The organism is Shewanella sp. FJAT-52076, from assembly GCF_019457455.1.
Classification (GTDB): domain Bacteria; phylum Pseudomonadota; class Gammaproteobacteria; order Enterobacterales; family Shewanellaceae; genus Shewanella; species Shewanella zhangzhouensis.
In genome coordinates this window covers 4,221,323-4,239,003 of record NZ_CP080415.1, presented here as the reverse complement: position 1 = coordinate 4,239,003, position 17,681 = coordinate 4,221,323, and the positions used below count along the sequence as shown (strand labels likewise).

The following is a 17,681-nucleotide window of genomic DNA, read 5'->3' as shown; positions in this document are numbered from 1 at the left end:
ATCCTGGCTCGTCTCCATGACAGCCATACTTGCTGCGCGTTTCCCGCGTGTTTGCCCCCTGGAATCCCAAGCATTGCCTACGGCGACAAATTCCTCATTATTAAAGAAAATGGAGAATTTTCATACTGCCATTTACCCGGCCTTTCTCCTAGTATGTTCATCAAGAGAGGAATTTCGGGAGTTCAGTATGTCGGACCCGGGCCGCCCCAAGGGTGACAGTGATGCCAGAGCCAGATTAATTGCCGCCGCGATAGAGTGTTTTACCGAGCGCGGTTATCAGGCGGTTTCAACCCGCAGCATAGCCCGCAAAGCCGGTGTGGATGCGGCCATGATCCGTTATTACTTCGGTGGCAAACCGGGGCTCTTTGAACACATGGTCAGGGAAGTCCTGTCACCGGTACTGGCGAAGTTTCAGAGTCTGTCTCAGCAGGGCGCACCCTCAGATTTGGCCGCCCTGATGCAAACCTATTACCGCGCCATCGGCGCCCATCCCAGATTGCCCCGACTGATACTGACGGTATTGCACGAAGGCCAGAGCAGTGAGGCGTTCAGGCTGCTGATGTCGGTCTTTGGGGATGTGCTGCGTCTGTCGCACAGTTGGCTGATGCAATCCCTGGTGGCCAATGGTGCCATTCGTGCCGACGTAGACCCACAACTGGCCCGCCTCAGTCTCATCAGCCTGATGGTGTTCCCCCTGATTGCCCCGCCTGCTTTGGTCGACTCACTGGGGATAGACACCAGCCCGGACGGGCTGATGAGTTTGGTGCCTCATCATATCGCTGTACTTAGCCAGGGCATTTTGGCAAGTGATGCCGGAGATAAATCATGACGTTAATAAAATCCCCCCACTGGGCGGCGCTGTTTGCCCTGTACCTCACCGCTTGTGGCGAGTCCTCGTCTGCCGTATACGGTACTGTGGAGCGTGACCGCTTAACCCTAACCGCGCCTGCCACGGAACTCATTGCCGACATTCAGGTACGGGAAGGCGACAGGGTGAGCGCAGGCACAGCACTGCTGCGGCTCGACAGCCGCGCCGCCGACGCCAGGCTGGCGCAGGCGATGGCCAATCTCGCTCAGGCGCAAGCCCGTCTTGCCGAGCTGACCCGGGGCGCCCGGGATGAAGAGCTGGCGCGGGCCGAGGCGCGGCTTGCCGGTGCCAGGGCAACCCTGAATGAGGCTAGGGCCCAGTATGATCGTACAGTCCGTCTGGTGGCTGAGAAGGTGCTGACCGCCGCCGACCTCGACAGGGCCGTTGCCGGTAAAGACAGGGCCCAGGCCGATGTCGACAGTGCCAGTCAGGCGCTGAAGGAATTGATTGCCGGTACCCGCAGCGAGCAGTTATCGCAGGCTGCTGCTGCAGTGGATGCCGCCCAGGCTCAGGTGCTGCTTGAGCAAAAGTTAAAGGCGGATTTAACCCTAATTGCCGCTCGGGATGCCGTGGTGGACCTGTTGCCCTGGCGGGTGGGGGACAGGGTGAATCAGGGGAGCCAACTGGTGGGCTTGCTCGCCCAGGATGCTCCCTATGTCCGGGTCTATCTGCCTGCCTCTGCCCTCGATAAACTGCTTCCCGGCGCCGAGGTTGGAGTGCGGGTGGATGGGCGGCCAGAACCGGTTATGGGCAAGGTGCGCAATGTCCGCAGCGAACCCGCCTTTACTCCCTTTTATGCCCTCAACGAGCGTGACAGGGCTCGCTTGATGTACCTGGCCGATATCGACCTGCCGGTAGACGCAGGTTTGGCTTCCGGGCTTGCGGTGGAAGTCTTGTTGCCGGAGGCAAACCATGAGTGAGGTTCCCGCGACCGAAACCCGCGCCACAATGCCTCAGGCGAATGTTCCTCTCGCAATCGAGACCCGAGGTATGACACGGCAATTTGGTGCTCTCAAGGCAGTGGATGGCGTGGACCTGGCGATTCCCCGAGGCAGCATCTTTGGATTTCTCGGCCCCAATGGCTGCGGCAAGTCCACCTCCATCCGTATGCTGACCGGGCTGCTTAAGCCCACCAGCGGTGATATCCGGGTGCTGGGTGAGCCCCTCAAGGGCGCAGAAGAAAAACTGCGCCGCCGCATCGGTTATATGACCCAGAAATTCTCTCTGTACGAGAACCTGACGGTGCTGGAGAACCTGAGATTTGTGGCACGCATCTACGGTCTGCAAGGCAATCAAGTCAAAGACAGAATAGCGCAGCTGTTATCCCTCTACAGCCTCGCCGGCCGTGAAGGCCAGATGGCGGGCTCCATGAGTGGTGGGCAGAAACAGCGGCTGGCGTTGGCGGCCGCCACCATACACGAGCCAGAGCTCTTGTTTCTCGATGAGCCCACCTCGGCGGTGGATCCGGAAAACCGCCGCGAGTTCTGGGAGCGTCTGTTCGATCTCTGTGCCAAGGGCTGCACCATTTTGGTTTCCACCCACTACATGGATGAGGCCGAGCGTTGCCATGGGCTTGCCATTCTGGAGCGGGGCATCAAGCGTGCCGACGGCTCGCCCAAGGCGCTGATGCAGGCCATGGGGGCCAGGGTGGTGGAAATCGGTGGCCAGGACTTAAGAACACTCAAGCAGCAATTGTTGGCCGAAGCGCCGGTATTGTCGGCGGCGCAGATTGGCAGTCGGCTGCGGGTGCTCATTCGTAGCCAGATAGATGACCCCGTGGCCTGGCTTGGCCAGCGCGTGGGGGCGAGGGAAATGGACGAGGTACGTCCCAGCCTCGAGGATGTGTTTGTGACCTGCACCGGCCAGCGGGCCGGGGGAGGTGCCCATGTGGCTTAGAATTCTGGCCATTCTCACCAAGGAGCTTAAACAGCTGTCACGGGACCGCATGACCTTCGGCATGATAGTGATGATCCCGCTGGTACAGCTGATGCTGTTTGGCTACGCCATCAATACCGACGCCAGGCATCTGCCTGCCGGTTTGGTGGACATGAGCGGCAACAGCCAGGGAAGGGCTCTGGTGCAGGCGGTTTCTGCTACCCAAGTGGTCGACTTTGTTGAGCACTATCAGTCGATTGCCCAGGCTGAAGAGGCCATTACCGCTGGACATGTGAAGGCTGCACTGGTGATCCCGGCTGACTTTGGCGCCCGGCTGGTTACCCATCCACAGGCACAGACCGGCAAGGGGACTTATTTTTCGCGCCCGGTGGCGCAGTGGCTGGTGGATGGTTCAGATACCGTGGTGGCCTCCACCATCAAGTCACTCAGAACCATGCCCCTTGCTGAAGTGCTTGGGCTGCCGGTGCCCGAGAGCACCGCCACCATGGAGGTGGTGATGTACTTCAACCCCGAGCAACGTACCGTGGTCAACATAGTCCCGGGTCTCCTTGGGGTGATACTGACCATGACCATGGTGCTCTTTACCTCGGCCGCGATTGTGCGGGAGCGGGAGCAGGGCAACATGGAGTTTTTAATTACCACGCCGGTCAAGCCACTGGAGCTGATGCTGGGCAAGATTTTGCCCTACGTGCTGGTGGGCTTTGTGCAGGTGGCCATTATTCTTGGGGCGGGTAAGTTATTGTTCGCCCTGCCCATACGCGGTGGACTCGACTCGCTGGCGTTGGCGGCCATGCTGTTTATTCTGGCAAGCCTCACCCTCGGGCTGGTGATTTCCACCATAGCCCGTACCCAATTGCAGGCAATGCAGATGACAGTGTTTATCCTGCTGCCATCCATTTTGTTGTCCGGCTTTATGTTTCCTTACGAAGCCATGCCGGTGCCGGCGCAGTGGATTGCCGAAGCCTTGCCGGCAACCCACTTTATGCGCATGTCGCGGGCCATTATCCTGCGGGATGCCGAAGTGACGCAGCTGGGATTCGATGCGCTCTGGTTGTTGGGTTTCTGCGCCCTGGGGCTGCTGGTCGCGACCCTCAAATTCAACAAACGACTGGACTGAGGCGGGTCCCTTGGCACTGACAAGCGGCCGCTTCGGGGTTACACTGCCAAAGTCTCTTGATTGAATTGAGGTTTCTCCATGGTAAGGATGCTTTGGTTGTTGGTGTTTTTTGCCGTATTCCTCTGGTCGGCGGTGGGCCCATTTGACCGCTTTACCTGGTTTTTGGAAGTGGTGCCCGCACTGATTGGGTTTGCAATTCTTGCGGCCACTGAGCGGCGTTTCCCTCTCACGCCCCTGGTGTATGGCCTTATCCTTATTCACTGCGTGATCCTGATGGTGGGCGGTCACTACACCTACGCCGAGGTGCCGCTGTTCGACTGGCTGAAAGAGCCCATGGGCTGGGAGCGCAATAACTACGACAAAGTGGGCCATTTTGCCCAGGGCTTTATCCCTGCCATGATCGCCCGTGAACTGGTGCTGCGACTGGGGGTAATGACCAGGGGCAACTGGTGTAATTTCTTCGTGGTGTGCTTCTGCCTGGCGCTAAGCGCCTTTTACGAACTCATCGAGTGGTGGGTGGCCATTGCAAGTGGCGAAGGCGCCGAGGCCTTTTTGGGGACTCAGGGTTATGTGTGGGACACCCAATCCGACATGGGCTTCGCTTTACTTGGCGCCATAGTGGCCTTGCTCAGTTTAAGCCGCTGGCATGACCGCCAGTTGACGGCACTGAAGCCGCCAGGCTGATAGCCGCGCACCTTTAAAACCGCCTTCGGGCGGTTTTTTGCTTTTCAGCGTCAGTCGTTTTCGCCATCTCCGCTGGGAGAGGCCTTGTTTTTGCGTTGCTCCTGCTTGGCCTCATCGAGCTGTTTCAGGGATTCGGTGGGGATGGGAAAAAGCGATATCAGCGGGAAAAATGCCAGAAAGAGGTAGGCGCCCCTGGGCATATTTCTCGCCCAGCGGTACAGGCGCCACATCAGCCAGGGTAATACAGCCAGCATGAGTATGACAAAGCCAATCAGCGGCAGCTTATCCATGGTCGATTTCCCTTATGCAGTTGGCAATATGTCCTTATGGCTTTGATATGGTGCTGAATCGTTAACTATCAAGTGGACGCTGCCGCATAGGCCGCGCGTCCGTTGCAGCGTCCGCCTGTCCGGACGGACAGCCTTGAGTGTCCGTTGTGGGTGAACGGACAACCGGGGAGAGTGTCCGGTTTTGTTTAGATTTTAAAAAAATCAATCTTAGTCAGTGTGTTACATGTTTGGCACGGGAGTTGATTCAGTCAGTCTGTCCAACAGGGACGAACAATTCACTCAAGGAGTTTTGCCATGAATCATCTGACCATAAAAAATCTGACCGTAAAAAGCCTGCTGCTGGCCAGTTTGTGTGTGACGCCGTTTTGCCAAAGTGCAGAAGTCGGCCATCTGGAGCAGGATATTCGCGATGGTCTCAGACAGGCGCAGCAGCAGGGACTGGTGAGCGAACAAAGTGATATCCGCCTCGAGCAGAGCCTATCTGTTTCAGCGCTGACGCCCACGATGTCAATAGACTCCATGGCCGATAGCCGGGTGCAGATGCAAGCCCTGCCGTTGGAGTCGGTCAGCCGTTTGTTGCCGGATTCATTCGATAGTGTTTCGCTAACAGCGAGGGATTAAGCATTATGAAATCTGCTTATGCCGCCGGAGCCGTGACTCTCCCATGGCCCGGTGGTGACAGACAGAGTCGTCAGCTAAAACACAGGGAATAGGGCCGCTCAAGCAAGTTTTTGATATCGGCCATGGAAAACACCCGCGTCAACTCACCAAAACTGTCCCCATGGAAAAACACTCTGACAACCGGCAGTGAGAACACCCCAAGCTGTCCACAAAGCACTGCCCCTGAGGCCTGGCAATCGATATAGGCCAGCGTCATGGCAGGGAACTCTGTCGCCAGCAAGGTGGCAATTCTTGGCTTGAGCGCCTGGCATACGCCGCAGTCTTTTCCGCCAATCAACAGCAATAGCCCCGGATGTTGCACAAGTGCCTCGGCCAGTTGTTGCGGCGTTTCCAGCGTAAGCATGTCAAAGTCTCTCAATCTGCATGTGATAGCGCATTTTGCCACAATTTTTTATAAGGCGGCCTGGATGCAATTTGACACCATGAGCTGACTGTATCCCGTCGGTGTTGGCGCTACACTGAATGTCTACAAAGCTTGGTATTCCAAAGGGAGATGCCTGATGAAAAGTGCGCTTAAATCCATTGCAGTGATGAGTTTGTTCTTCTTGCTGCTGGCCTGTTCAAGCAACCGTCTCAGCCGTGATGAGTGGGAGTTGAAGGTGAACGACTCCATTAGCCAGTGGCAACTGGAGAGCGTGAAAAAAGTGAATACCTTCAGGCTCGACAGCTGGGCCAGTTTGGGGGAAAAGCATCTGATCCTGCGAACCAGTCCCGGCAAGCCGTATTTGGTTGAGCTGGATTCCCGGTGTCCGCAACTGCACTTTGCCAGGGCGCTGATGCTTGATCAGGCCATGTCCACCAGTTTGGATGCGGGCTTTGATTCGGTGTTTACAGCCCAGGAGCCGCATATAAAGTGCCGGATAAAGACCATCTATCCCCTCAACAGGGAGCAGGATAAAGCCTTACTGGCGTTGGATAAGCAGGCTGCTGAAGACTAAACCGCCAATCTCAGGAGCTTAACAGGACAGCAGCTTACAGCAATTCTTTCCTGCCGCTTTGGCCTGATAGAGCGCAGAGTCGGCCAGGGAACAGAGAGTGTGTTCCTGCTCCATTTGCTGCCCCGGCTCCAGGGTCGCGATGCCGAGGCTCGACGTCAGCTGCAGCCCATCTTCTATTCTGATATTCAGGTTTTCGATAGCGGCGCGCACCTTTTCGGCAAGCCCGAGCCCCGCGGCGGCGTTTGTATTGCCAAGCACCAGTGCAAACTCATCACCACCAAAACGGCAGGCCAGATCTGTGGGGCGTTGACACACCGACAAGAGCACCTGACTGACCTGCTGTAAATGCTCGTCTCCCACCAGATGGCCGAAATGATCATTGCAGGCTTTGAAGTGGTCCAAATCCAGTAAAATCAGGGTGAGTGGGACTTGCTCCCGTTGGCTTCTGCGCCATTCGTTGTGTAAAAAGCTGTTGAATAAACGCCGATTGGCGAGGCCGGTCAGCGGGTCATGCATCGACAGCTTGGCAACCTTCAGTTCCAGCAGTTTTCGCTCGGTGATATTGACATGGGCAATGGCAAAATAGCGCGACGCCAGACCGGCAATTTCGGTCGTCCGCATCATAAACCAACGCTGGGTTGTGGGGCTGTGGCAGGGGTATTCAAGGTAAAACTGCGCTCCTTCACCTGCCATCACCCGCCTGATGCCTTCTGCGGCAGTTTTGCTGAATGACTCGGTCGCGCCATCGCAAACCCGCAAGTAGTTGGTACCAAGCCAGTTGTGTCCCTGTGTCATGCCGTTCTCTTCGGCAAACTTGTTCCAAGCAAGGTTGGTGTAGACGATGGTGCCCTGGATATCGATGACAACCACCTGATCTTCAACCGAATTCAGCAGTGCCTGCAGGCACAGGGCGCTGTCGGCAAAGGTGGTTGTCTCAAGCAGAGCGGCATCATTCATTCAATCTTCCCCGGCGGCCGTAACAGTAAACAAGCGGTCAAATGTGGATGAACACCGGCCACCTGGCGTTGAGTAGAGTCGTATTCTTGCCATTTTCGAGTGCGTTGGCACCGTGTGGAACGCTTTCCAACGAGCCTGGCATGTGTGCAAACATGCCAAGCAAAGCCCTCCATGGCAAGAACGCCGGTCGCAATTGTCGATACAGCGCTAATTTGTGGTGTCAGGTTTTCGCACGCTCCCCGGTTCCGCAAAATGTCACCGGTGGAATGTCAGTAAATCAAAGGCCGATACGTTTGCCACCGGGAGGTTATCCGTTGGCCCCTGAGGCGGTTATCTGGTCGCTTTACCCATAGTTTCGATAGCAGTGACCCGAGGTGTCGGGGATAAATTTTTTGATTGAGTGGTTTGGTGAAACGCCCTATTGGGACAAGGCTCTGGAATACGAGGAACGCGCGCATCAGGGATAAACAAAGCGCCGCGATAGCGGCGCTTTTCTTCGTACCATGAGCCATGACTCTAGTGGATATCAATCCGTTGGCAGCGTTCTTTTTTGACCTCTGTCTTTGGCAGGGTCAGGTATAACATGCCGTTTTCGAATCGGGCATCGATGGCAGTATCGTCAACGTTGTCAGGCAACTGGAAGCGGCGGGTAAATTGCCCGTGGAACCGCTCATTCAGATGCTGCTTATCGTCGGTGTGCTCATACTTGCGTTCGCCGCTGAGAACCAGATAGCCATCTTCAACGGCCAATTGGATGTCATCCTTACTGATCTCGGGCATTTCGACTTTCAGCTGATAGCTTTCGGCGTTTTCGCTGATATCGGTCGCAGGTAACCAGTTGCGCTGGCCATTTACCATGGCGGTAGGCCAATGCAACATGGGCTCAAACCGGCGCAGCATGTCGTCGAAAGTTTCAGCAGGATTCCAGGGACGCAGTTTCATGGTGTCCTCCTTACAGACGTCCGTCCTGTCTCACTTCAACGAAGGGGAGAACTACATCTCCCTTGAAAAATTATGGTCTTTACCCAGTGCTTTTCAAGGCTTCAAAGGCCTGTTCGTGTGCCTGGCGTGTCCCGAAATATTGCCAGCCTTGAGTGAGGTTTTCAGCGGTCAGGGGGCGGCTGTTTGACGTTGGCGGAATGGTAGAAGGCAAGTGTCATGGCGACTGTCATGGGCAGGGCAATGGCCAGCCCTGTGATCAGGCTGTCCATGGCAACACCGCAGGCTATGCCTATGGCAAGTCCGGGTCCAAGCGCTGACAGCAGCGCAGTGAATTTGGTTTTCATTGGAGTCGTCCCTGATGCCTGATTGATTCAATGCCGTGCGTCCGGCCTGTATCACATGGCAGTTCATCCGCGTCCAAACAGCCCCACCTCAACCGTCAGAAAGCGGCGCAGTGGCTTAAGCTCTGGACATAAAGTGGTGATTGCTGCGTCCGGCTGTGTAAGCTGTACTCAACTCAGAGTCGGGAGATTTCACGCTTCAGCTCGTAGCCGGGTTCGGTCACTATGGCCTCCAGCGCCGCGATACGGGCCTTGAGGGCGGAATTTTCTTCGGACAAGGCTTTTACGTCGATTGGGGAGCGGGTGCGCTGGCTTCGAAAATAACTGGTCAGGACCTGGGCTGCGAAAGCGGCCAGCATGATCAGGGTGACTGCGGTTAACTTATCCATAAGGTGTCTCCTTGATATTTCAGGTTTTCTCTGTGGTTATTGCCGGGGAAGCTCCCCGGCAACCTGGGGTATTGGCCATTACAGACCAAACACCACCTTTTCACTCTTGAGCGATCTTTCCATGGTGAAGGCCAGTACCAGCGCGATGGCCAGGGTCCCGGCCGAAGTCGCCAGCAGCTGCATCATCGGCAAGTCTTTGCCCTTTACCAGTTCCATCAGCGCCTGCTGCTGGCCTGAGATAGGCAGCCAGGCCAGTACGTCGGGCGCGATTTGGTAGGTGGAGGCCATGGCCAGCGCCAGGGGCACAAACAGCACCATGGTGAGATAGGACTGCGCCTCTTTAAAGGTTTTGGCCATAAAGGACACGGCCAACTCGAGGCTGGCGGCCAGCAGGGCAACCGGCAGGGCGACCAGCAGCATCACCAACATAAATCTGGGGTCCAGATTGATGGCAAATCCCAGTTCCTGCCAGGGCACCATGGCGTAGGCAAACTTGGACACGAGCAAGATCAGCACTACCCCCAGGATGGCAAAGCCGGTCACCGCCAGGATTTTCGACCACACCAGCTCGCGGGTGCTGATGGGATGACTCAGCAGCAATGCCAGGCTGTTACGCTCACGCTCACCGGCGCTGGTGTCGATGGCCAGGTTCATGCCCGAGATAAACACCGAGTAAATCATGGTGAAGATGGCCAGACCCAGGATCATGCCGCCCTTGGAGTCGGCGGTGGCCTCATCCTGCAGCTCCACATTGAGGGGCTGCACCACCCTTGGGTCAATGCCACGGGCAATGAGTCTCAGACTGCCCATTTCGGCGCTGTATTGCTGAAGCAATGCTTGCAGGCGGCGAATGGACTTTTGCAGCTTTTCGTCTGAATTGTCGGCCACCAGCGTCACCAGTGCCGCTTCCCCTTTGGCCATCTGCGCCGGATATTCTTCGGCGATGACGAGGCGTATGGGTTTGGCCTGAGTCGCATCGTCGCTGTGGCTGACGCCCTTGCTTTCGAGGTAATGCACCAGATCCTTGGCCTTCGCGGCATTTTCTATCTTGATGAAGAGGTCATCCGGACTGGAGAGCTGATTTATCAGCACCATAAAGAGACCAGACATGATTAGCGGCGTACCTATGGCGTAATAGAGGCCCGCCATCACGGAGCGCTTGTCCCGGAGCGCATCGAGAAACTCTTTGCGCAGCATTGTCAGTATCCGTTTCATGCGGCAATCCCCTCGTCGGTTCCAATCAGTTGAATAAAGGCTTCTTCCAAAGAAGCGTGTCCGGTTTGTTCACACAGCTCGGCGGGGCTGCCCACGGCAACCACTTCACCACGGGCCATCACGATCACCCTGTCACAGAGCGCGGCGACTTCCTGCATCACGTGGCTGGAGAAGAGGACGCAGTGTCCCTGGGCGCGTAAATCACTCAGCATGCCCCTCAGCACCCGGGTACTCATCACATCCAGGCCGCGGGTGGGCTCATCGAGGATGATGTTTCGCGGTTGATGCACAATGGCCTGCGCCAGTGCGGTTTTCATTCTTTGTCCCTGAGAGAAGCCTTTACAGCGACGGTCAGCAATGTCCTGCATGTGCAATTGAGCCAGCACCCGGGTGGTGGCCTCATCGGCTGCGCGGCCATTTATGCCCGACAGTTCGGCGAAAAAGCGGATGTATTCCCTAGGAGTTAAGCGTTCGTAGAGGCCAAAGGGGTCCGGAAAGAGTCCCAGGGCCTGCTTGGCGATAATGGGCTGCTCGGCCACATCAACCCCATCGATGATGGCATTGCCCTCATCGGGCTTCAGCAGGCCAAACAGGGTGCGCAGACAGGTGGTTTTCCCTGCGCCGTTGGGGCCAAGCAGTCCGGTGATCTCACCGTCACGGGCCTCAAAACTAAGGTTGTTGAGTGCCTGTACCTGGCCAATTTTTTTGTATAAGCCATTCACTTTAATCATGATTTATTCCTTATTGGCCAAAGGGCTTACGGCAGGCAGTGGCTCGACCGTACTGGCATTGAGATAAAAACCCCGGCGGATATCCTTTTGCAGGCAGTCTGTGTCCAGCGCATCGACAGCGCCTTCGCTGACAAATTCGGCAATGATGCCACTGGCACAGGATTCACGGGCGATACCATGGCCCGAGTAGGGCGCCACCAGATGGCGGGCATTGGGCATGTTCGCCATGGCCATCTCGGCCCAGCTCGGCGGGGTGGCAGGGTCCAGCTCACCGGACAAGAGGAGCACCGGCAGCTTGGTGTCCACCGCGTCGGCAAAGGAAGCATCCATGGTGGGCACCTGCCAAACGCTGCAGGCTTTTTGCAGGCCATCGAGCATCAGCTTGCCGTAGTAACTCTGTTGCAGGCGCTGTTGCAGGTCGGCATCAATGCGATGCATGTCTTCGCCGCACACCACGGAATTGTGCATACCGGCGGCCAAATCCAGGCTGCCCAGAGTCATGCCGTACAAACCGAGAATGCTTTGATAGTTGCCTTTTGACGCTTCGTGGATGGCCAGCGGCAACAGGGCGCGGGTAGTGGGTGAGTAGAGGGCCAAACGCACTACTCCGGCAAACTTACTGCGGGTGAGCAAAAACTGCTGTGGCTCGCCGGTGAGGGGATGATTAACGCCAATATCCACCGGGCTTTGAGCCAGGCGGTTGTGTACGGCGGCCAGCTCGTCGGCCAGTTGCGGGAAGCGCGCCTGGCAGGCGGTATTCCCGGCACAGTCTTTAAGCATCAATGCCACGGCACGGTCAATGGCTTCACCAATGGCCAGTACCGATTGCTGCATGGGCACAACACCATCCAGGGTGACGGTTGCCAGCGCCTCAGGGTAGTGGCGCAGGTACAGCTGCCCCATGCGGCTGCCGTAAGACACGCCGTAAACGTGCAGCTTTTGGTAACCCAGAGCCTTTCGTACGGCTTCGAAGTCGCTCAGTGCAGTGACACTGCCATACTGGCTGATATCGGCCTCCTGGGTAGCCAGGCACGCGCGGGTTTCGGCAATCATGTCGGCGTTTTCATCGTCGATGGCCAGGGGATCCAGGCCGTTGTCGCTGCAGGCCAGCAAGTTGGAGCGACCGGTGCCGCGCTGATCGATGAGCAGTATGTCACGGGTCTGACGCACCTTGCGGAACATGCTGTTAAAACCTGCGGCATTGTCGATGGCGGATTGGCCGGGGCCACCTGCGATGGCGAGAAACGCCTCACCGGGAAAGCTGGGCTTGATGGCAGGCAAGACGGCGTAGTGGATATCTATTTGTTTGCCATCGGGCTTTGCGGGGTTTTCCGGTACTGTAACCAGGCCGCACAGGGCGCGATCGGAGATGTCCTTCAGATAGCAGCTCTGTGGCCCGTTGCTTGCCGGGCGTTCCAGTATGTCTGTCGCCATGGCATGGCTTTTCAAGGCCATCATCGCCAACAGGGCTGCACCGGCAAGCCGGGGAGCCTTGTGGGCAAGTTGGCGTAAATTCCTTAGCTTCATAAGACCTATTTCCTTTTTGCAATCCTGGCCGACTGTGTTAGTTTATAGTGTATCGGTGTATCAATGTATTAATACAGTGATTCAAGGCTAATGTTAGAACTCCTCAATGTCAACCCCTCGAGTGGCGAGCCGATTTACCGGCAGTTGCACGAGCAGATAGTCAGACTCATAGTCTCTGGGCAGTTATCCCCGGAGACAGTGCTACCGTCTGTGCGCCAGATGGCGGAATATCTGGCGGTCAATCCCATGACGGTATCGCGCGCCATCCAGCAGCTGGTGGATCAGGGCTATCTGGAGCGCCGACGTGGTCAGGCTACCCGGGTGGCTGAGAGCAGCGGCAGCCACGCCACCTCGGGGGCGCAGCTGCTGACGCCTGAGCTGGAAAAGCTCTGTCAGCAGGCGCGACAACTGGGCGTAGACCTTGATGAACTTAAATCTCTGCTCGACAGCATCTGGCAATGAGGCCTGAAGGATGGACATGGAACTGATGAACGATGGCCCGCTGCTTGAAATCCGGGGACTGAGAAAACGCTTCGGTGACAAGACGGCATTAAATGGCGTGGATCTCACCCTGGAAAGCGGCATGGTGGTGGGGCTGCTGGGGGAAAATGGCGCCGGTAAATCTACTTTGATGCGCTGTATCCTCGGCCTGATGGACGCCGATGAAGGCGAAATCAGCACCCTTGGACAAGCGCCTGCGACGCTCTCGGCCAGCACCAAGGCCCGCATTGGTTATGTGCCGCAGCAACACTATGGCTACGAAGGCTTCAGTGTTGAGCGGGCCTTGTCGCTGCATGCCAGTTTTTACCCCGATTGGGACCCAAAGCTTGAGCAGAGCTGGATGAAGCGCTTCGGTCTTGACCCCAAGGCGCAGGTAAATCGCCTCAGCGTGGGGCAGCGCCAGTCGCTCGCCATCATCATGGCCATGGCCTACCGTCCAAGCCTGTTGGTCCTCGATGAACCGGTGGCGAGCCTTGATCCATCTGCCCGTCGCCGCTTTATGGGCGATCTTTTTGAGCTGGCGCTGGAGTCGGGGTCGGCGGTCATTTTCTCATCCCACATCACCTCAGATCTGGAGCGGGTCGCCAGTCATGTAGCGCTGCTCAAAGACGGCCAGTTGCTTATTATGGGTGAGCTGGACGCGGTGCGTGAATCGGTACGCTTGCTGACGCTGGCCGAAGGCAGCCAGTTGCCGGGTGCTTATCGGGTGCTTGGGCGACAGGGTAACCGGGTGCTGGTGGATGGCTTCGGCGGTGAATCCTTCCCCGGGCTGCTGGGCGTGGACACTGTGAATCTGGAGCAGCTCTTTATGGAGCTGCACCCATGAGAGCCCTGACAAGCTTTTGGTCGCTCTGGTGTAAAGACGTTGGCAGCGCCAGCTTTATTGGTATGGGAGCCCTGTTTGCTGTGGTGTTTGTGCCCATGGCCTTGGTGCTGGGCAAAATCGACGAGGCGGGCTTTATGTTGAGCTTTGCAATCATCGGCTTTTCCAGCGCTATCGCCTGGCAGTGGAACCGCCTGCACGCCGCCGAATGGAGCCTGATTAACCCCGGTTTTAAGGCCATGGTACGCCAACAGTCATTGGCGCTGATAGGTGCCAGTGTGGCTATCATCCTGGCCAGCTGGGTATGGCTGGATGTGCCCCTTGGTTACGGTGGTCTGGCACTACTGCTTGGCGCTGGCTTTTTATGGCTTTGCAGTCGCCGCCCCGGCAACTTTTATCTGTCCATGGTGGCCTTTTTTGCCATAGTGCTGTTTAAACCCCTGCTGGCGTTGGCGCCCATTATTAACTCCCTGGCCCTGCCACTGGCGTTGTTGGCCTGGATATGGCTGGATGCCAGGCTGTGGCATACCCAATGGCAGCGTGGCGCTGTGAGTATTTACTGTAACGGTATGACCACCGGTGGTTTTTTCCTGCCAAGCTGGCGATGGTTGCAACCAACCAGGGCCGTGGATGCCTGGTTGTTCCCCTTCAGTTATTTCGGTGGCCCGGCCATTAACGCCTTTTTGCTGTTAATCCCTGTGATGGCACTGCTCGTCAGTGTGCTGCTGAAAATAAAGGGCAGCGACACCAGCTTTTTGCACCTGTGGGTACAGTTTTCGGTGATGATGAGCGCCATGGCCCATTGGACCCGCACCATGCGCTGGCATTCAGTGGATGGCCTGCTGATGCTGCCGCTGTTTTCGGGCTGGGATGATTTTTGTCAGCGCTACTATCGCGCTCAGCTGCGTTTTTTACTGCTGACAGCGCTTAGCATGGCGCTGACCGCTGCCGTGGCAATTGGCCTGTTTGCCTTACCCGTTTGGCTGTGGCTGCTCACCATTCTGGCCACCGTCTGGGGGGCGGCGCTGATAATGGCTCTTGGGGTATTCTGTCGTAACAGTTTGCATACTACAGCACTGATGTTACTGATGATTTTACCTCTGGTGACCGTGGATGTTGCCATTCGATTCAGCCTCAAAGGTGAGATAGATAGCGGGCTGTGGCTCGCGGTAAATGCAGGACTTGTGGTGATTAGCCTGCTTTTGATGCGGGCCACCGCAGGACGTCTGCCAAGGGCATAATCCTCCTTAACCCACGACTGTGCCACCCATAAACTCCATGGGTGGCGCTCACTCTTTCGACAATTTTAGAGTAATAACTCTTACCTTTGTGTGTGCCTTGGGCTAGAATGCCGCCAAAAAGAGGAACAGTTGTAAGCCAAAGTGGCTGCAAGGTCCCCGGTTTATCAGGCAGGTAACTCATGTCACTCGAGCAATTTCATCTGGTCAGGCTGCTCAAAGCCAAGACTCAACAAAATCCCGATGCCATCGCCCTGAAAGGCTTCGAAACGGCCGCTCCCTGGGATGCTGTCAGCCGCAAGACCTTCGATCACAGCAGTGACAGTCTGGCGATGCAATTGATTGCCGGTGGGTTGGACGTGCAGGCCAGGGTGGGTATTATGTCGAACAACTGTCCACAGTGGACGGTTGCCGATGTGGCCGCACTCAAGGCCCGCGCCGTGGTCGTGCCCATCTATCCCACCAGTACCCTCGAGCAGGCGGCTTACATACTCAATGATGCCGAAGCCAGTTGGCTGTTTGTGGACAATGCCGAGCGCTATGGGCTTGCCTGCGAGCTGCGTGCTCTGTGCCCACAGCTCAGGTCGATAGTGGTGTTTGATGACGCTGTGACCCTGGTCCATGGTAATGACTTCCACCTGAGCCAGCTTTTGATGTCTGCACCCGATGGCGAAGCGGCCAAGGAGTTGGGAACCCGCCTGGCGCAGGCCAATCTGGCTGACTTGCTGACACTTATCTACACCTCGGGCACCACGGGGGAGCCCAAGGGCGTGATGTTGCCCCACAGAGCCATAGCGTCCACCATTCGCCAGCACGACAAACGCCTGGCCTTTACCGAAGGTGATGTGTCGCTGGCGTTCTTGCCACTGAGCCATATATTCGAACGCGCATGGAGTTTTTATGTGCTTGGCCGCGGCGGCTGCAATGTGTACCTGACCGACACCAATCGCGTAAAAGAAGCCATAGCGGCGGTGCGTCCTCACACCCTGTGTGTGGTGCCCCGCTTCCTTGAAAAAGTCTACAGTGCGGTGCAGGACAAGTTGTCCCGGGCGCCGGCATCCCGCAAGGCCCTGTTTGCCTGGGCCATGTCAGTGGGTGGGCGCCGCTTTGAAGTGGCTCAGGGCCGCGCCAAAGGTGGCTTGTTGTTATCCCTGCAGGCCAGATTGGCTGACAAACTGGTGGGCAGCAAGATCCGTGACGTGCTGGGTGGCAGACTAAAATTTATGCCCTGTGGCGGTGCGGCGCTTAACACCGATGTGGGCGCCTTTTTCAATGCGGTCAATGTGCCCGTGCTCTGTGGTTATGGTCTCACCGAAACCACGGCCACGGTAACCTGTAATACCCTGGATAACCGGGTGCCCGGATCCAACGGTCAGTGTTTGCCCGAGGTGGAAATCCGCATCGGTGAAAACGATGAAATTCTGGTCCGTGGCGATACCGTGATGACCGGCTATTACAAGCGCCCCGAAGATACCGCCAGCGCCTTTGACGATGGCTGGTTTAAAACCGGTGATGCCGGGCGACTGGATGAGGCCGGTAACCTCTTTATTACCGATCGTATCAAGGAGCTGATGAAGACCAGTAACGGCAAATACATCGCACCCCAGCGGGTGGAAGGTGTTGTGGGTCGTTGCCCCTTTATCGAGCAGGTGGCGGTGATTGCCGATGCCCGCAACTATGTGACAGCGCTGATTGTGCCAGCCTATGAGGCGCTGGAAGCCTGGGCCGGGGAAAAAGGGCTCAAGTACGAATCCCCATTGGAACTTATCCGCCACAGCCACGTGCTGGAGCACTTTGAAGTCCGGCTTAAGCTGATGCAGGAAGGGCTGGCCGGGTTTGAACAAATCAAGAAGTTTACCCTGCTGCCAGATGCCTTCACTACGGAGTCGGGGCTGATTACCCCTACGCTGAAGCTGAGGCGCAAGGTGATTTATCACAAGTATCAGCGGGAAATCAGTGCCATGTACGGCAACTGAACCCAATGAGATAACAGGCCGCCTTCTGGCGGCCTGTTATTTTCTGTCATGGTCTTGAGAGCCTGATATACTGTTGGCGCCTATTAGAATCAAAATCCAACAGGAACAGTAACCTATGGCACAGTTTGACCTCAGCATTCAGCCCAGATTCAACGAAACCGATGGTTTGGGCCATATCAATAACACGGTGATCCCCGTCTGGTTTGAGGCCGCCCGCGAGCCGATTTTTGCCATCTTTAATCCCGAGCTGGACCTAAACCACTGGAACCTGATTGTGGCCGGGTTCACCATCGCTTTTACGGCGCCCACCTATTACGGCAAGCAGGTTGAGGTGGTTTCCCGCATCTCCCGTATCGGTAACTCCAGTTTTGAAGTGCTGCAGCAGAGTTTTCAGGCCGGTAAGATGACCGCCGAAGCCAAAACCACCCTGGTGCATTACGACTACCAGACCGAAAAGAGCGTGGCGATTCCCGCCGATATCCGCGAGTTGCTTGGCGCCTACCTCACCGCCTGACGTCAGTTTCCTTGCCAACAAAAAAGCCAACCCAAGGGGTTGGCTTTTTGATG

21 protein-coding genes are annotated in these 17,681 nt (G+C 56.7%); 12 read left to right on the top strand and 9 right to left on the bottom strand.

Annotated features, from left to right (window positions below):
• The first annotated feature begins 187 nt into the window (after nucleotides 1-187).
• The 5 genes from K0H79_RS18835 to K0H79_RS18815 all read left to right on the top strand — a co-directional run bounded on the left by K0H79_RS18835 (nucleotide 188) and on the right by K0H79_RS18815 (nucleotide 4,565).
• Nucleotides 188-829 (top strand): TetR/AcrR family transcriptional regulator, encoded by a 642-nt coding sequence (locus tag K0H79_RS18835; RefSeq protein WP_220076861.1) that lies wholly within the window; start codon nucleotides 188-190, stop codon nucleotides 827-829.
• Entirely contained in the window at nucleotides 826-1,788 is a 963-nt protein-coding gene (locus tag K0H79_RS18830; protein ID WP_220076860.1) for an HlyD family secretion protein, read from the top strand. The genes K0H79_RS18835 and K0H79_RS18830 overlap by 4 nt, the downstream gene beginning before the upstream one ends.
• On the top strand, nucleotides 1,781-2,764 hold the full coding sequence (locus K0H79_RS18825) for an ATP-binding cassette domain-containing protein (RefSeq protein WP_408733360.1): 984 nt from the start codon (nucleotides 1,781-1,783) through the stop codon (nucleotides 2,762-2,764). Before K0H79_RS18830 ends, K0H79_RS18825 begins: the two co-directional genes overlap by 8 nt.
• Entirely contained in the window at nucleotides 2,754-3,881 is a 1,128-nt protein-coding gene (locus tag K0H79_RS18820) for an ABC transporter permease (protein WP_220076859.1), read from the top strand. The genes K0H79_RS18825 and K0H79_RS18820 overlap by 11 nt, the downstream gene beginning before the upstream one ends.
• Before the next feature lie 78 nt (nucleotides 3,882-3,959).
• Nucleotides 3,960-4,565: a DUF2238 domain-containing protein gene (locus tag K0H79_RS18815; protein WP_220076858.1), complete on the top strand. Its 606-nt coding sequence runs from the start codon at nucleotides 3,960-3,962 to the stop codon at nucleotides 4,563-4,565.
• A 50-nt stretch (nucleotides 4,566-4,615) separates the two neighbouring features.
• Here K0H79_RS18815 and K0H79_RS18810 read toward each other — a convergent pair whose 3' ends face one another.
• The gene (locus tag K0H79_RS18810) at nucleotides 4,616-4,855 is read right to left on the bottom strand and encodes a hypothetical protein (RefSeq protein WP_220078207.1); all 240 of its coding nucleotides are present in this window, start codon (nucleotides 4,853-4,855) and stop codon (nucleotides 4,616-4,618) included.
• A gap of 294 nt (nucleotides 4,856-5,149) precedes the next feature.
• On the opposite strand from K0H79_RS18810, the gene K0H79_RS18805 reads away from it, so the two are divergent.
• On the top strand, nucleotides 5,150-5,476 hold the full coding sequence (locus K0H79_RS18805; protein WP_220076857.1) for a hypothetical protein: 327 nt from the start codon (nucleotides 5,150-5,152) through the stop codon (nucleotides 5,474-5,476).
• A gap of 70 nt (nucleotides 5,477-5,546) precedes the next feature.
• Here K0H79_RS18805 and K0H79_RS18800 read toward each other — a convergent pair whose 3' ends face one another.
• Nucleotides 5,547-5,879 (bottom strand): co-chaperone YbbN, encoded by a 333-nt coding sequence (locus K0H79_RS18800; protein WP_220076856.1) that lies wholly within the window; start codon nucleotides 5,877-5,879, stop codon nucleotides 5,547-5,549.
• 157 nt (nucleotides 5,880-6,036) lie between these two features.
• Here K0H79_RS18800 and K0H79_RS18795 point away from each other — a divergent pair, with 157 nt between their 5' ends.
• Nucleotides 6,037-6,474, top strand: a complete 438-nt coding sequence (locus K0H79_RS18795) for a DUF6491 family protein (RefSeq protein ID WP_220076855.1) — start codon at nucleotides 6,037-6,039, stop codon at nucleotides 6,472-6,474.
• An 18-nt stretch (nucleotides 6,475-6,492) separates the two neighbouring features.
• Here the strand turns inward: K0H79_RS18795 and K0H79_RS18790 are convergent, their stop codons facing one another.
• From K0H79_RS18790 to K0H79_RS18760, 7 genes are all read right to left on the bottom strand, one after another.
• Nucleotides 6,493-7,431, bottom strand: a complete 939-nt coding sequence (locus K0H79_RS18790; RefSeq protein ID WP_220076854.1) for a GGDEF domain-containing protein — start codon at nucleotides 7,429-7,431, stop codon at nucleotides 6,493-6,495.
• A gap of 516 nt (nucleotides 7,432-7,947) precedes the next feature.
• Nucleotides 7,948-8,373: an Hsp20/alpha crystallin family protein gene (locus K0H79_RS18785; protein ID WP_011761686.1), complete on the bottom strand. Its 426-nt coding sequence runs from the start codon at nucleotides 8,371-8,373 to the stop codon at nucleotides 7,948-7,950.
• A gap of 161 nt (nucleotides 8,374-8,534) precedes the next feature.
• The gene (locus K0H79_RS18780) at nucleotides 8,535-8,717 is read right to left on the bottom strand and encodes a hypothetical protein (RefSeq protein WP_220066129.1); all 183 of its coding nucleotides are present in this window, start codon (nucleotides 8,715-8,717) and stop codon (nucleotides 8,535-8,537) included.
• Between the two features lie 173 nt (nucleotides 8,718-8,890).
• Nucleotides 8,891-9,103, bottom strand: coding sequence for a hypothetical protein (locus tag K0H79_RS18775; protein WP_220076853.1), 213 nt, complete (start codon nucleotides 9,101-9,103; stop codon nucleotides 8,891-8,893).
• A 78-nt stretch (nucleotides 9,104-9,181) separates the two neighbouring features.
• On the bottom strand, nucleotides 9,182-10,318 hold the full coding sequence (locus K0H79_RS18770) for an ABC transporter permease (protein ID WP_220066127.1): 1,137 nt from the start codon (nucleotides 10,316-10,318) through the stop codon (nucleotides 9,182-9,184).
• Nucleotides 10,315-11,049, bottom strand: a complete 735-nt coding sequence (locus tag K0H79_RS18765) for an ATP-binding cassette domain-containing protein (protein WP_220066126.1) — start codon at nucleotides 11,047-11,049, stop codon at nucleotides 10,315-10,317. Before K0H79_RS18765 ends, K0H79_RS18770 begins: the two co-directional genes overlap by 4 nt.
• Nucleotides 11,050-11,052: 3 nt before the next feature.
• The gene (locus K0H79_RS18760; protein WP_220076852.1) at nucleotides 11,053-12,576 is read right to left on the bottom strand and encodes an alpha/beta hydrolase; all 1,524 of its coding nucleotides are present in this window, start codon (nucleotides 12,574-12,576) and stop codon (nucleotides 11,053-11,055) included.
• A gap of 90 nt (nucleotides 12,577-12,666) precedes the next feature.
• Between K0H79_RS18760 and K0H79_RS18755 the strand changes: the two genes are divergently transcribed.
• The 5 genes from K0H79_RS18755 (at nucleotide 12,667) to K0H79_RS18735 (ending at nucleotide 17,628) form a co-directional block, all read left to right on the top strand.
• Nucleotides 12,667-13,038, top strand: coding sequence for a GntR family transcriptional regulator (locus K0H79_RS18755; protein ID WP_220076851.1), 372 nt, complete (start codon nucleotides 12,667-12,669; stop codon nucleotides 13,036-13,038).
• 10 nt (nucleotides 13,039-13,048) lie between these two features.
• Nucleotides 13,049-13,903 (top strand): ABC transporter ATP-binding protein, encoded by an 855-nt coding sequence (locus tag K0H79_RS18750; RefSeq protein ID WP_220076850.1) that lies wholly within the window; start codon nucleotides 13,049-13,051, stop codon nucleotides 13,901-13,903.
• Complete coding sequence (locus tag K0H79_RS18745) at nucleotides 13,900-15,141, top strand: hypothetical protein (RefSeq protein WP_220076849.1); 1,242 nt, start codon at nucleotides 13,900-13,902, stop codon at nucleotides 15,139-15,141. Before K0H79_RS18750 ends, K0H79_RS18745 begins: the two co-directional genes overlap by 4 nt.
• 179 nt (nucleotides 15,142-15,320) lie before the next feature.
• Nucleotides 15,321-17,114: a long-chain fatty acid--CoA ligase gene (locus tag K0H79_RS18740; protein ID WP_220076848.1), complete on the top strand. Its 1,794-nt coding sequence runs from the start codon at nucleotides 15,321-15,323 to the stop codon at nucleotides 17,112-17,114.
• A 115-nt stretch (nucleotides 17,115-17,229) separates the two neighbouring features.
• Nucleotides 17,230-17,628, top strand: a complete 399-nt coding sequence (locus K0H79_RS18735; protein WP_220076847.1) for a thioesterase family protein — start codon at nucleotides 17,230-17,232, stop codon at nucleotides 17,626-17,628.
• Nucleotides 17,629-17,681 lie beyond the last annotated feature (53 nt).